Genomic DNA, 12,233 nt, shown 5'->3' with positions numbered 1-12,233 from the left:
GCGCGGATGTAGTTCAATGGTAGAACTTCAGCTTCGGCTCTTCTCGTTTCCGGCCTTTGCGTAGCATTGCCTAAGGCCAGGCTTTCAAAGGGATTGCGGCCCATTGGGTGCCCCACCGAGTTGCCGCCATTTGCCCCGGATTGCGACTCAAAAAGACACATAGAGTACAAACCGGCGGCCCGCGTCATGCCTCGCTGGCGGCCTTGCGTACGCCCTCGCGCACCACGTCAACCAACACGAGGCCCAGCGCTACGCAGAGCGACTCCAGCTCCTCGATGTTCATCGACCGCTCGCCTCGAAGGTACTTCGACAGCTGCGACTGAGAGATCCCAGCGCGTTCGCCCAGGGCCTTCTGCGTCCCGCCCACTAGGTCAAACCGGTCATTCAGCAGGTCCGCGATCGCGCGGGTCAGCGGCCCCGCGGCGTTCCGACTCCTTGACCCCATTACACGAAACTATCGCGCCGCCAGCGGCCCTCAGTCGCTATGGCTTCACTAGTTCAATTGGACTATGGTTAGCCGCATGGAGCCGCGGCAGCGTCGCATTCTAGTGGCGGCCTTGGTGAACGCCGAGGCCGTCCGGCAAGGCGTGTCGCGAGAGCGGCTCGCCAGGTCGACCCGCATCCCCCTGGTGAAGCTCGAAGCAAAGCTGCACGGAGATGCGCCCATCGACGTCGACGAGCTAGAGGCGATCGCTTCGGCACTTGACGTCGCCGTTGAAGCCTTCCTGGAAGATCCGCGTACGTGAATCGAGTCGACGGAACGGGGAGAAAAGATGGTCGCTATCAATTGGGGTTCGGACGGGCTGATCGCTGCCGCCGTTCGCGTAGGCGTAGCTGACAGCGATGCGCTAACTCACTTCCTGAGGCTCGACCTTCGACCTCCACTGTCGCTGGCCACCGTAGCTAAAGTAGCCGGCGAGCTAAACGTGCGGCTTTCGGATGCGTTCACCAGTGGCCGGCAGGCGGCGCCCACCTGCGCACCCTGCCCTCTTAGGCTGAGTGCGGCGGAGACAGACGCGGCCTAGGCCGCCTGCTCTTTCGGTGCGGTCGCGTAGACGTTGAGCTCCTCCAGAGTGACGGTCAGGTCGGCGGCGTTGTCCTCCGCTTCGATGTAGAACTTCTCGGTGATCGTCACGGACGAGTGGCCCATCTGCCCCTTGGCCGCGTCCACGCCTTCCTTGCGGCTGACGTGGGTGGCCACGGATGAACGGAACGTCTTCGGAACCTCGCTGAGGAGGGCGGTGTGCCCGAGCGCGGTATGCCACTGCAGTCGGAAGTTGTCAGGGCTCCGCACCGTGCCGGTGGACGACGGAAACACTGTCTCCGTGAACGAGGACAGACGTCGCTCGAGCAGCCCGGCAACGACGAAGGCGGGCAGTTTCAGCACGCGCACCTTGTCGCTCTTGGTGTGCTCTTGAATCATCAACCCGAACGTCTCCGAGCGGATGACCGTGGCGTGGATACGAACCGTCGGCGGGGTCGCTGCGAAATCGATGTCCGGCCAACGCACAGCGAGCGCTTCGCCTGGTCGCACGCCTGTGCCGAGCATGAAGTCACAGGGGCCGGCGAGGTCGGAGACCCTGGCGCGCCCGCTCGCGTCCCGACCGGCGTCCCACGCGAGGAGCTTGCTACGGATGTCTGCGATCTCTTCCAGCGTCCATGCCTTGGCCGACTTGATTGGCTTCGGGATCGGAGCCGTGGCTGCAACGGGGTCACTCGCAACCGCGCCGTGCCTGGCCGCCATGCCAAACATTCCGGAGAGGATGACCTTGGCGATGCTCGCCGTCGAGTAGCCGACGCTGATCGTCTTGGCCTTGAGGAACCTGTCGAGGCGCGAGACCGTGGCTTCGCGGAGCATGACGCCGCCTAGGCTCTCGACGATGTGATTCTGGAGCACGCCGCGGTAGCGGCGTTCGGTATTGATCGGCCTGTCCTTGGCCGCCACCCACTCTTCCCACCATGCCTCCGCGAGTTCAGAAATCCGGGTGGTTGAGGTGAGCCCCTCGTCGGTGGGCGCCAGCCTGTCTTTCAGTGCTTTGAGCAGGTTCTGTTCGGCGTTGTTAGGGGACGTGCCAGTGCGGGCCATGCGCCGCGTCTGGCCGTCCGAGTCGCGGAACTTTGCGCTCGCTATGTGCGTGCCGGCGGCCGTCTTCGAGCGCTTGACCTTGCCCCACGTTTCCAAGACCAGCGGAGGTCGAGCCACGGTGTGTCCCTTCGGGTTAGGCGGCGGAGCCGTCGAGGTTGTGCGCATCGAGGTAGACCCGGAGGATGCGGCCGGTCACGCCGAGTTCTTTAGCGATGGTGTTGTGGTGCGTGGTCCACTGCGTCACCTTGAGCAGCTCTGCGTATCGAATGAGGTTGTCGGCCGCGATGCGGTCAGCCTGCGTCTCGTTCTTGGCGCTGTCAGCAACGTGCCCGAGCGTGGCGTGGCCCAGCTCGTGAGCCAGCGTGGACCTGTCGATCACGGCGCGGAGCCCCTCGCGGATGACGATCGTATTGTGCTGCGGAAACCACCTCCCGTTTGCTGTGCGAATAGGCCGGTGAATCACTTCGATTCCCAGAGCTGCCGCATGCGCGTACGGGTCGTAGTCCCCCATGTGTGTGTCCTTAGTCGAAATCTTCGTCAGTGCTTGCTTCGGGATCGGTGCTTGCGGCACCGGGCAGTTCGTCGAGCTCAGCGGCGGACATCTCGCGCGGGTGCCGGCGAATATGAGTGACGTTAGACGCACCGTCTGACTCTGCGCGCTGCTCGCTCATGACGGACTCGATCGCGTCGGCCGCGACGGGTTCGGTGAGTTCGCTTGTGGCACTGCCGCTCATAACCCGGCGCAGCGTTTCTTCAACAAGCTGGCGCTCGGTGGCTTTGGCCAGCGCGGCACCAATCTGGATTGTGTTCGCTTCGTCTTCCGTGATGAATCCCGCCAGGACAAAGGCAGGGAGCATCGGCGCGTTGTACGCGCGGCAGATCTGGACGATGGTTTCGACCTTCACCCCGGACAGTAGTTGGCGGTGCAGCTTGCTCGGCTCTATCCCAGCTTTCATCGCCATCGCCCGCAGGCTTTTTTCTCCGACGAGCGCCAAGAGTTGGTCCTTCAGTGTGTCGTTCACTCCATCATCTTGAGGCATCTTTGCAACACTGTCAAGCCGAGTTGCATTGATTTATCAACAGATATGCGGAAAATATTGCATCTTTTCAGCGTGCCGTGTCGCGAAATTGGTAAATGTGTTGAATACTTGCTTCATAACGACGAAGAAGTTCAACAGAAAGGCGCCACCGTGGCCAGCAGGCTCAAGATCAGAGATGGACTCCTCCCGAGGCTGCGGGAAACTCGCGGCATCCCCAGCGAGGAGCACCAGGCCCGACTGATGGGCATCGACCGCGGCACGCTTCGGCGCATCGACGCTGGCGCCACGCCTTCAGGCGCATTCATGTCTGCCATGTACGACACCTACGGGCTCGGTCTCGGCGAAGCATTCGAGTTCGTCGAGTACGAAGGCGCGGTAGCCGCGTGATCTGGCTCACTGAGGCTGAGGTCTCCGAGCGCACCAAGATTGCGGTGTCGACGCTGCAGGGCTGGCGCGTAGCCCCCCGCAACCCGAATGCCTCAAAGAAGGGCCCTCCCTTCGTCAAGGTCGGGCGCATGATCCGGTACCCGGATGACCAGCTGTCCGTTTGGCAGCGGGCCCAGGTCTCCGCGTAAAGCCCCACCATCTTGCCCCTCACTCGGAGGGGAATCCGCCGGCGTGCGCCGATGCGGAATCGAACCAATCGAAAGGGCACTTCCCATGGTTCAGAACACAGCACCGCTCCTGCACCTCACCGAGCAGGACGTCCGACGGATCGTGCGAGAAGAGTTCGCTTCGGCCACCAAAGTGAGCCACATCACCAATCTGCGCGAGCAGGTTGAGCTATCGGGTGCGCTCATCCAAGGTCTTGACCGCCTTTACGACGGACGCCAGGATCGCGTCGAGCATGTCGACCTTGGCCTGGGTGGTTCCATCTACAGCGTCGAAGACCGCCAGCGCAGTTCTGATGTCGGCTTCAAGGTGCTCGGTGACGGTCATGGTTCCCCTTCGACTGGTCACCCCAGAGTAGAGGCAGCCTCCTCGTCCGCTCGCCATGCTTGCCCGGCATCCGAGAAGCACGCGGTCTCGCGCTCCATCGTCGTCCGCATGGGCGCTCCTGAACAGCTCGGCTTCACCGTCCCGCAGGACAGCTCCCTTATGGACGCACTGTCGTCCGGTGATCTCGCCACCCGCGCCGCGGCCCGCGCATCGTTCACGATCGTCACGGTGCAGCCGTGAGCATGGTTCTCGACGGCGCATCGCCGCGAACCCAGTCGGCGCACCCAGTCACTTCCGTCGACGCCGGCCGTACCGTGGCCCTGCCCGAGTCGCAGACGGCGGTGCTGATGCTGCTGACCTCGGCCGGCGGCAGCCTAGCCGACCACGAGCTGACGGCCCTCGCGGCTAAGCACGGCGTGCCGTTCTCCCCGCAGCGGCTCCGGACCGCGAGGTCCGAACTTGCCGAGGCCGGCCGCGTCTTCCTCGTCGATGGGGAGTTCCGCCTCACTAAGTCGAATTACCGCGCTCAGGTGTGGTCGCTCGTCGAGCGGGCTGCCGCGTGATCCACCCGAAGCGCCGCCGCGCAACCTACCCCGCTGTGCACTACTCCGTCGCCCCGTTCTGGGGCGCCCTCATCGTCTTCGCCGTGGCCTACCTGGCCATCCTCGCCACCCTCGGCCTCCTCATTCAGAAGGGACTCTCACTATGAGCGTCATCAACAAGAACCTCCACACCGCGATCGCGTTGGCTTCCCAGGCCGACGACGAGGAGGTGTGGCACGGCTTCCGCGCCGAGGGCGTCACCGCGTCCGAGATCCACCGCGTCGCGACCGGCGGCCGCAAGACGTGGCGAAGCCTGCTGACTGACAAGCTCAACGGTTCAACCTTCCGGGGCAACCGCCACACCCGCCGCGGGCACGACCGCGAGCCCGTGCTGCTCGAGTGGGCGGACGGCCAGTACGGCGTCGACGCGAACTCCACCCTGTTCGCTCACCCCGAGTACCCGCTGCACCGCGGCACCCCGGACGGGCTCGGCGCTGACGGCGCCCCGTTCGGTGTCGAGGTGAAGTCGCACGCCTTCGGGTGGACGCGCACTGACGCACCGCCGGACCACGTCGACCAGTGCCTGTGGAACATGCACGTCCTCGGTGCTGACCGCTGGCTGTACGTGTGGGAGGTCCTCGGCGAGGACGGCTACGCGACGCTCGAGCACCCATTCTTCGTGTGGATCGAGCGCGACGACGCCCGCATTTCGTTCCTGGTCGCTCAGGCTGACGCGTTCCTCGCATGGCGTGAGGCCGGCGCACCCGAACTGGACGACATCCCCGACGAGCTGGACGAATCGCTCACCGCTTGGGCCGACGCGAAGGAGCGCAAGTCGATCGCGACGAAGGACGAGAAGGTCGCGGAGAAGGTCATCCGGGCGCACATCGCCGCGACGCCCGGCGCCCTGGTGGGCGGGCTCAAGCTGTCGGGCTCGCGCGGCGGGTTCGGCTACACCGTGAGGTCCGAGCCGGTGCTGGACGAGGACGCGTGGAAGGCCGCGGAGCCCGAGTCGCACGAGGCGTGGGTGGCGCTGAAGAAGCGCGCCGACGACGCGGCCGCGGTCGCGGTGACGCTCTACAGCAAGCAGAAGATCTCGAACACCCTGGCGTTCAAGGCGCCCGACACGAAGGCGGCAGCAGTATGAGCAATTTCACCGACCACATAGTGGTTGACCTGTTTGCTGGCAGTGGCGTCGGCGTAGCGATCAAGGCCCTCGGTGCGAAAGAGTTCGGCGTCGAGATCATGCCGGAGGCCATCGCTACCCGCGCGGCGAACGGCATGGAAACGATCTACAACGATGTGTGGGATGCCGACCGTCTCCTCGACATCATGCTGACCTACGGCATCAGCCTGGCAGAGGCGATCTGGACTCTCTGGGCATCGCCGCCCTGCCAAGCGTTCTCGCTCGCCGGCAGCGGGGCGGGGCGGAAGGCGCTCGACCAGGTGCTCGACATCATCAGTCGGAAGCAGTACGTGGAAATGGCCGAGCTGCGGGATCAGGCGGCACTGCTCGGGGACGAACGAATCGGCCTCGTCCTGTCGCCGCTGCACTACGCGGCTCGCTTCCGGCCTAGCTATATCGCATTGGAGCAGGTGCCTCCGGTTCTCCCTGTGTGGGAGGCGATGGCGGAAGAGCTGCGCGAGATGGGCTATTCGGTCTGGACCGGCCTCCTCAATGCTGAGCAGTTCGGCGTTCCCCAGACCCGAAAGCGCGCGATCCTCGTCGCCACGCGCTTCGGCGAAGCGAAGCCCCCGACGCCGACTCACTCCCGCTACTACAGCCGCGATGCAGCGCGGATCGATCCGGGTGTGTTGCCTTGGGTCAGTATGGCCGACGCCCTGGGTTGGGATGAGCCGTGCACCGCCGTCAAGCACATGGGCGCGGGCATGGTCGAGCGGCACGGGGAGAGACCAGGCCGAGAGGGTGACACTCCCGCCTTTGCCGTGCGAGCGAACGCCGGCGGGACCGAGCCGGGTGGCTTTCGATTCATGCGTTCCAACTACGGGACAGGCGGCGACCCTGCGAACCGCGGCGAAAGGCTCGCCTCGGCGCCCTCGGCGACCATGACGAGCAAAGCGGACAGGAACATCTGGGAGGGTCGCCCGGCGACCACGCTCGGCGCTGATGACCGCGTGGCAGGCCCTGGGCGCAGTGAGTTCGTCAAGGGCGGCGTCAGCCGGCAGGACCGGGCGGGCACCGTCAAGGTGACGGCGCTGGAAGCTGCGGCGCTCCAGAGCTACCCCCGCGACTTCATCTGGGATGCCGAAGTGTCCGACGGGAAAGGCGGCCATAAGCCTATGCCGAAGACAAAGCAGTTCCTCCAGATCGGCAACGCCGTGCCGCCCCTGCTCGCCAAAGCCGTCCTCCAGGCTCTCTGGGGAATCGAGCCCCCCACAATAACCACTCCCGCCCACGAAGAAATGGCGGTAGCAGCATGAGCGAAACAGACATCCAGGAGATCGCGCAGACGATCGCAGAGTACCGCGTACTGGCGGCGCAGACCGGCGAGTGGCGCGGGTTTGAGCAGTCGTTCTCGAACGATGGCGTGAACTGGGCGGAGTACTTGCTGGCAACCGAGGAGCACCCGCACCCGCTACTCGCGTCGGCCACCGTGCACCGTGACGGGTTCGTGGTCCCGATCCGCGTCGTCATCGGCTGGGACGAGAGCCTGCCCGCCGTGGACGAATGGCGTGAGGCATGGGATCGGTCGCCGCACGCACTGTTCGGTGCCGCTGCAGCTCGCATGGCGTACCTTCGGGCGTTCCCGGAGTTCATCGCGGCGAAGCCCTCGGGCGCCGAGCGGATGATCGCCCCGCCCGTCGTCGAGAAGGCGGCACCGGTCGACCGCAACTGGGATGTCGCGCTGGATGCCGCCGTGACGCCCGACGAGGTCGCGGCGCTGTGGGCCGAAGCTCGCAAAGCGCGCACCGTCACGGTCCAGCTCGAGCGGGCGTTCAAGGCCAGACGCGAAGTGATCCGCGCCGCCACCGGCGACATCGTCGGCAGGGAAGCTGGCCGCCGCCGTTTCGAAGATGAGCATGCCGCCCGTGCTGGCGGTGTCGAGGCGCCTCGCGGCGTGGTCGCGCCGAAGCCTGCCCCGTCGCCCGCCCAAGTCGCCGCGGCCGCGCGCCGCTCCCGTGAACGGTCGGCAGCATGAACGACGACATCGCGCTGAACCCCGCGACGGGTGAGGTGGACGAGGACCCGTCGACGCAGCTGGTGCAGCTGAACCTCGCCGACCTCAACGAGGACGAGCTGCTCGAGATGTTCCCGTCACCCGTCCAGGCCGCCGGCGCGCTGCTGCTGGCCCGCCGGGTCCTGGCCGACGCGCCCGCCATCCTGAACACCCGCTCGAAGGCGCTCAAGGACGCGAAGCGCACCCTGCTCGTCGCCCGCGGGTACGCCCGGATGAAAGCAGCGGGCAAGACCGCCGACGACCGCCGTGTGGAGCAGGAGGCTGACGCGTCGGTGATCACCGCCGGCGAGTGGGTCGACACGTGCGAGCTCGCCCTCGAGTACGCCCGCGAAGTGCGCAAGTCGCTGTCTGAGGATATCGACATCCTCCGTTCCCTGAACACCAACTTTCGGGCGGAGCACAAGTCATGACCGCCCGCCCGAAGCCGGTCCCGCCGCTCCACCTGACGGGCGCGGCCCTGATCGCCCGGAACAAGAAGATCGACGCCCGCGAGCGGCAGCGCTGCGCACGGTGCGGCGTCGTCATCTGGTCCGGCGGCTCGCGCCATCACCGCAAGTTCAAGTCCCGCCGCGGCGGCGACGAGGTGTCGAACGGCGTTCTGCTGTGCGGGTCGGGCACCACTGGCTGCCACGGCTGGGTGCACGCGAACCCTGTCTCGGCTCGCATGGTCGGCCTCGCCCTCGCGTCTGAGGACAACCCGCTGCTCGTGCCCGTCTCGGCCCATGCCGTGTACGGCTGCGATGTGTGGCTGGACGACGCAGGCAACGCGTTGACGACGCCGCCGAGGTTAGCCGCATGAGCAGCAGCGTGATCTTCCGCAATGCGATCGAGCAGTACCACGCGTTGCGCGCTGAGTTCGAGATCGTCCGTGAGAACGCGTACGCCCGGGCCGAGTCCGAGTGCAACGGCGTGCTGCTCAATCGTCGGGGCAAGGCCGCGCACGTGGACCCGTACAGCCTGTTCATAGGCAACGAGGTCCGGGCGATGGCGTACGCCTCGCCCGAACTGATCGAACACTGGACGAAGCACCCGCGCATTCCGTTCGATCGGTTCGAGCGCGAGATGGTCGGCGCCAGCGAAGAGCCTAGCGAGCTGGAGGACGTCGCATGAAGGCGGCAGCTGCCCCGCATCTCGCGATGACGTACGCCGTGTACTGGCCTGAGCACCAGGTGCTCAAGATCGGGCGGGCGTGGAAGATGTCGCGTCTGCGCGGGTTCGGTGCAACCGGTGGCGTCGTGATCGTGCTGCTGCGCGACACCCCGGCGCTCTGGGAACGCGGCGCCCTGGCTGAACTCGACGGCTGGTTCGAGCGGGCGTTCACGCGGGAGAACGACAGCCTGCACCTACTCAAGGGCGGGCGCGGGTTCACGGAGTGTTTCAAGGTCACGGCCGCGAGTTTGGGCCGGGCGATCAAGACGATGATGCAGGGAATTAGGCGCTATGGGAATGAAGAGGAAGCGGGACATCCTGCCGGAGATGTTCCGGAACGAGGATCTGTTGGCCCTGTCGGTGGCAACGAGGCTGACGGCGGTGGGGTTGCGGCTGTACGCCGACGACCACGGCCGCGAGTCGACGACGCCGGCGCTGATCAAGGCGGCGCTGTGGCCGCTGGACACGGAGGTAACCAACGCGGTGGTCACCGAGCATCTGCTCGACCTGGCGTACGCCGGCTACCTGGACATCTATCAGGTCGGCCCGCGCACGTACTTCCAGCTGACCGAGTGGCCGCGAGTGGACCATCCAGCCGAGTCGCGGATCCCGCCGGCACCCATCCGGAATCCATCCGGAAACGTTCCGGATCAATTCGCGGCTGGGGAGGGAGAGCGAAGAGAGAGGGAGAGCGGGTCGGAGGGAGAGGGTGCGTGGAGGGATGCCGAGTGGGCTCGGGAGAGTGTCGAGGGGGAGAACTCGCGAACCGATCCGGATGTGCCACCTTCGCCGTTCTGTCGCTCGCACCCTCAAGGGATCAACGCCCCCTGCAGGAACTGTGGCACCGCTCGGCTAAGGCACCGGGCATGGTCGGACAAGCAGCTAGTCAGCACCCGTCCCACGTTCGTAGAGGCGGATGACTGATGGACACCAGCTACACGTATTCGAGCCGGGACCTTATCCGAGTCACCGTCTACGCTCCGGCCGACCTCACTCCCCCGGCATCGATCCCGATGGCCACGGACGACGGCAAGACCATCAACGTGCTCCGGATCTCGGACCTATCGCTCGAGTGCGACCAGTGCAAGAGCCGCGACTGTCACCGGCGGGAGCTGCACAAGTGCCAGTGCGGCCGGCACACGGCGCCACGGTTCGAGAAGGCAGAGCCATGAGCCGGGTGTCGATCGTCCTCGACTTGCCGGCAGCCGAGTACCGGGCATTGACGGCTTTCGCGAACCGCCGAGGCGTTCAGGCGCACGTCCTGGTGGAGCAGCTCGTGCAGCACGCGCTCGCCACCAGCCGGCCGACACCGCCACCCGCACCCGAACCCGCGCCGAGGGTTGGCCCACGGCGGGACACGAGGGGGTATCGCACCGCGCCGAAGCGATCCCGAGCGCAGATGCGGAGCGATCGGGACGAGGAGTTCGTAGGCGTATCGAAGCTCCACGGCCAGGGCCTGAACGACCGCCAGATAGCGGCGGAGCTCGGGATCAGCACGTCGGTGGCGATGCAGCGCCGGCAGCAGCTCAGGCTGCCCGCCCAGACGCGCGGCCGGCCGAAAGACACGACAATCAACGCGGCCCGCGCCGCAGAGAAGAGCTAGACCGATGGCCCAGTATGCAGCCAACACGGGCGTCACCTCCGAAGGCAGCCGCAACGAGATCGAGCGGACGCTACGCCGGTATGGCGCGGATGACTTCGCCTACATGTCAAGCCGGGACCGGGCGGTGATCGCATTCGTCGCCGAGGGGCGCCAGGTGCGTTTCGTCCTCACCCTGCCCGACGTCGCCAGCCGCGAGTTCACGCACCACTCCCGCGGCCCCCGCACCGCGCCGGCCGCCGCCGCGGCCTACGAGCAGGCGGTGAAGCAGAAGTGGCGGGCCCTCGCGCTGATGGTCAAGGCGAAGCTCGAGGGCGTTGCCTCCGGGATCGTCACGTTCGAGCAGGAGTTCCTTCCGCACATCATCCTGCCGGGCGGCCTGACCGTCTACGACACCGTTTCGAGCGGCATCGAGGCCGCCTACCTCACCGGGAAAGTTCAACCCCTTCTACAGATTGAGAGCAAGTAATCATGGCCGGAGAGACAGTCATCACTGTGGTGGGCAACCTCACGAGTGATCCGGAGTTGAGGTACACGCAGAACGGCCTGGCGGTCGCGAACTTCACGATCGCGTCAACGCCGAGGAACTTCGACCGGGCGACGAGCGAGTGGAAGGACGGCGAGGCCCTGTTCCTGCGGGCGTCGGTATGGCGGGAGTTCGCGGAGCACGTGGCCGGCAGCCTCACGAAGGGCTCGAGGGTCATCGCATCCGGTCGGCTCAAGCAGCGCTCGTACGAGACGAAGGAGGGCGAAAAGCGCACCAGCATGGAGTTGGAGATTGACGAGATCGGCCCGTCGCTGCGGTACGCCACGGCGTCCCTGACTCGAGCCGAGTCGGCTGCAGCTCGTGGCGAGGCTCCGGCCGCGCCGGTCAACGATGAGCCGTGGGCACCGACTGCCCCGGTGGCCGGCACCGGTGGCGCCGACGTCTGGGAGACTCCGGGCAACTTCTCCGACGAGACCCCGTTCTGATGATCGAGCGAGTGTGCGTCCGCGGCTGCACGGTTCGCGGTGTCCACTTCGCGGCGTGCCCGAACTTCGGCGACGTTGACGAGGACGGCTGCCGGGGCTGTGTGCCCACGGTGGCGCGGAATGGTGCACTGATCTGCGATCGGTGCCGCAAGCGGCTCCTGACGTTGCTCGAGGCGGCGCCAGACGTGATTGCGTTGATCCGCTCGCAGGCTGACCCGCTCAAAGCGGCGGTGTACGACCAGGAGATGGTGAGCGGGTCGGCGTCGGATGCAGCGCCGGCCCCGGTGCGGGCGGATCTCATCGACGCGTCCGACGACATGATTCGGATCCTGCGGCGCTGGTCGGGGGTTCGGATCGTGGGCCTCGAGCCTGGCGAGCAGTCGGACGCCGCGCACGGTCACGCGCTCGACGCGGTGGACGCCATCGTGGGGATGCTCGACGTCCTGGCGAACGACAAGGCGATGATCCTCGGCCTATGCGCAGACGTGATCGATATGCCGCCGGAGGAGCACAAGGACGCATGGACGATCCTTCGGGCGGTGCGGCGGTGGCCAGTCGAGGACACAGCGTTCTGGGCTGCGCAGCCGTGCCCTGAGGTGGCGTGCGGGCTCCGCGCGGTGAAAGTCATCCCGCCGAAGCGCGAGGGCGCGCCGACCAGGTACCGCTGCGCGAAGTGCGGGTGGGAGAAGCACGACGACGACGACG

The 12,233-nt window shown here is 66.3% G+C and carries 22 protein-coding genes; 18 read left to right on the top strand and 4 right to left on the bottom strand.

Annotation, left to right across the window (positions count from 1 at the left end):
- Positions 1–184: 184 nt before the first annotated feature.
- A complete protein-coding gene (locus E3O57_RS11600; RefSeq protein WP_103479941.1) occupies positions 185–445 on the bottom strand; it encodes a helix-turn-helix transcriptional regulator in 261 nt (86 codons plus the stop codon).
- A gap of 64 nt (positions 446–509) precedes the next feature.
- On the opposite strand from E3O57_RS11600, the gene E3O57_RS11595 reads away from it, so the two are divergent.
- Positions 510–746: a hypothetical protein gene (locus tag E3O57_RS11595; RefSeq protein WP_133159836.1), complete on the top strand. Its 237-nt coding sequence runs from the start codon at positions 510–512 to the stop codon at positions 744–746.
- A 275-nt stretch (positions 747–1,021) separates the two neighbouring features.
- On the opposite strand, the gene E3O57_RS11590 is transcribed toward E3O57_RS11595, so the two are convergent.
- Genes E3O57_RS11590 through E3O57_RS11580 form a run of 3 tightly spaced genes read right to left on the bottom strand, consistent with a single transcriptional unit; the run spans position 1,022 to position 3,108 of the window.
- Positions 1,022–2,182: a site-specific integrase gene (locus E3O57_RS11590; RefSeq protein ID WP_165787995.1), complete on the bottom strand. Its 1,161-nt coding sequence runs from the start codon at positions 2,180–2,182 to the stop codon at positions 1,022–1,024.
- 37 nt (positions 2,183–2,219) lie between these two features.
- Positions 2,220–2,597: an ImmA/IrrE family metallo-endopeptidase gene (locus E3O57_RS11585; RefSeq protein WP_103479944.1), complete on the bottom strand. Its 378-nt coding sequence runs from the start codon at positions 2,595–2,597 to the stop codon at positions 2,220–2,222.
- Between the two features lie 10 nt (positions 2,598–2,607).
- Complete coding sequence (locus tag E3O57_RS11580) at positions 2,608–3,108, bottom strand: hypothetical protein (RefSeq protein ID WP_103479945.1); 501 nt, start codon at positions 3,106–3,108, stop codon at positions 2,608–2,610.
- Positions 3,109–3,171: 63 nt separating this feature from the next.
- Here E3O57_RS11580 and E3O57_RS11575 point away from each other — a divergent pair, with 63 nt between their 5' ends.
- The 17 genes from E3O57_RS11575 to E3O57_RS11500 all read left to right on the top strand — a co-directional run.
- Positions 3,172–3,513: a hypothetical protein gene (locus tag E3O57_RS11575; RefSeq protein WP_133159837.1), complete on the top strand. Its 342-nt coding sequence runs from the start codon at positions 3,172–3,174 to the stop codon at positions 3,511–3,513.
- Complete coding sequence (locus tag E3O57_RS11570; protein ID WP_103479947.1) at positions 3,510–3,701, top strand: helix-turn-helix domain-containing protein; 192 nt, start codon at positions 3,510–3,512, stop codon at positions 3,699–3,701. Before E3O57_RS11575 ends, E3O57_RS11570 begins: the two co-directional genes overlap by 4 nt.
- An 85-nt stretch (positions 3,702–3,786) precedes the next feature.
- Positions 3,787–4,305, top strand: coding sequence for a hypothetical protein (locus E3O57_RS11565; protein WP_133159838.1), 519 nt, complete (start codon positions 3,787–3,789; stop codon positions 4,303–4,305).
- Entirely contained in the window at positions 4,302–4,628 is a 327-nt protein-coding gene (locus tag E3O57_RS11560) for a hypothetical protein (protein WP_133159839.1), read from the top strand. The genes E3O57_RS11565 and E3O57_RS11560 overlap by 4 nt, the downstream gene beginning before the upstream one ends.
- The gene (locus tag E3O57_RS18720) at positions 4,625–4,774 is read left to right on the top strand and encodes a hypothetical protein (protein WP_165787996.1); all 150 of its coding nucleotides are present in this window, start codon (positions 4,625–4,627) and stop codon (positions 4,772–4,774) included. Before E3O57_RS11560 ends, E3O57_RS18720 begins: the two co-directional genes overlap by 4 nt.
- The gene (locus tag E3O57_RS11555) at positions 4,771–5,754 is read left to right on the top strand and encodes a YqaJ viral recombinase family protein (protein ID WP_103479949.1); all 984 of its coding nucleotides are present in this window, start codon (positions 4,771–4,773) and stop codon (positions 5,752–5,754) included. The genes E3O57_RS18720 and E3O57_RS11555 overlap by 4 nt, the downstream gene beginning before the upstream one ends.
- Entirely contained in the window at positions 5,751–7,049 is a 1,299-nt protein-coding gene (locus E3O57_RS11550) for a DNA cytosine methyltransferase (protein ID WP_133159840.1), read from the top strand. The genes E3O57_RS11555 and E3O57_RS11550 overlap by 4 nt, the downstream gene beginning before the upstream one ends.
- A complete protein-coding gene (locus E3O57_RS11545) occupies positions 7,046–7,768 on the top strand; it encodes a hypothetical protein (protein ID WP_103479950.1) in 723 nt (240 codons plus the stop codon). The genes E3O57_RS11550 and E3O57_RS11545 overlap by 4 nt, the downstream gene beginning before the upstream one ends.
- The gene (locus E3O57_RS11540; RefSeq protein WP_103479951.1) at positions 7,765–8,217 is read left to right on the top strand and encodes a hypothetical protein; all 453 of its coding nucleotides are present in this window, start codon (positions 7,765–7,767) and stop codon (positions 8,215–8,217) included. Before E3O57_RS11545 ends, E3O57_RS11540 begins: the two co-directional genes overlap by 4 nt.
- The gene (locus E3O57_RS11535; protein WP_103479952.1) at positions 8,214–8,606 is read left to right on the top strand and encodes a hypothetical protein; all 393 of its coding nucleotides are present in this window, start codon (positions 8,214–8,216) and stop codon (positions 8,604–8,606) included. Before E3O57_RS11540 ends, E3O57_RS11535 begins: the two co-directional genes overlap by 4 nt.
- Complete coding sequence (locus E3O57_RS11530) at positions 8,603–8,917, top strand: hypothetical protein (RefSeq protein WP_103479953.1); 315 nt, start codon at positions 8,603–8,605, stop codon at positions 8,915–8,917. The genes E3O57_RS11535 and E3O57_RS11530 overlap by 4 nt, the downstream gene beginning before the upstream one ends.
- 336 nt (positions 8,918–9,253) lie before the next feature.
- Positions 9,254–9,880 carry a hypothetical protein gene (locus E3O57_RS11525; protein ID WP_133159841.1) on the top strand — a complete coding sequence of 209 codons (627 nt, stop codon included), beginning with the start codon at positions 9,254–9,256 and terminating at the stop codon, positions 9,878–9,880.
- Positions 9,880–10,128: a hypothetical protein gene (locus E3O57_RS11520; RefSeq protein ID WP_103479955.1), complete on the top strand. Its 249-nt coding sequence runs from the start codon at positions 9,880–9,882 to the stop codon at positions 10,126–10,128. Before E3O57_RS11525 ends, E3O57_RS11520 begins: the two co-directional genes overlap by 1 nt.
- A complete protein-coding gene (locus E3O57_RS11515) occupies positions 10,125–10,559 on the top strand; it encodes a hypothetical protein (RefSeq protein WP_103479956.1) in 435 nt (144 codons plus the stop codon). The genes E3O57_RS11520 and E3O57_RS11515 overlap by 4 nt, the downstream gene beginning before the upstream one ends.
- 4 nt (positions 10,560–10,563) lie before the next feature.
- Complete coding sequence (locus tag E3O57_RS11510; RefSeq protein ID WP_103479957.1) at positions 10,564–11,025, top strand: hypothetical protein; 462 nt, start codon at positions 10,564–10,566, stop codon at positions 11,023–11,025.
- A 2-nt stretch (positions 11,026–11,027) separates the two neighbouring features.
- Positions 11,028–11,528 (top strand): single-stranded DNA-binding protein, encoded by a 501-nt coding sequence (locus E3O57_RS11505; protein WP_103479958.1) that lies wholly within the window; start codon positions 11,028–11,030, stop codon positions 11,526–11,528.
- On the top strand, positions 11,528–12,233 hold a 706-nt coding region (locus E3O57_RS11500), incomplete at its 3' end, for a hypothetical protein (protein WP_134456595.1). The genes E3O57_RS11505 and E3O57_RS11500, both read left to right, overlap by 1 nt.

It is taken from the genome of Cryobacterium sp. TMN-39-2 (assembly GCF_004402745.1).
GTDB classification, from domain to species: domain Bacteria; phylum Actinomycetota; class Actinomycetes; order Actinomycetales; family Microbacteriaceae; genus Cryobacterium; species Cryobacterium zongtaii.
The sequence above is the reverse complement of the archived record's forward strand: the minus strand, read 5'-3'. Positions and strand labels throughout refer to the sequence as shown.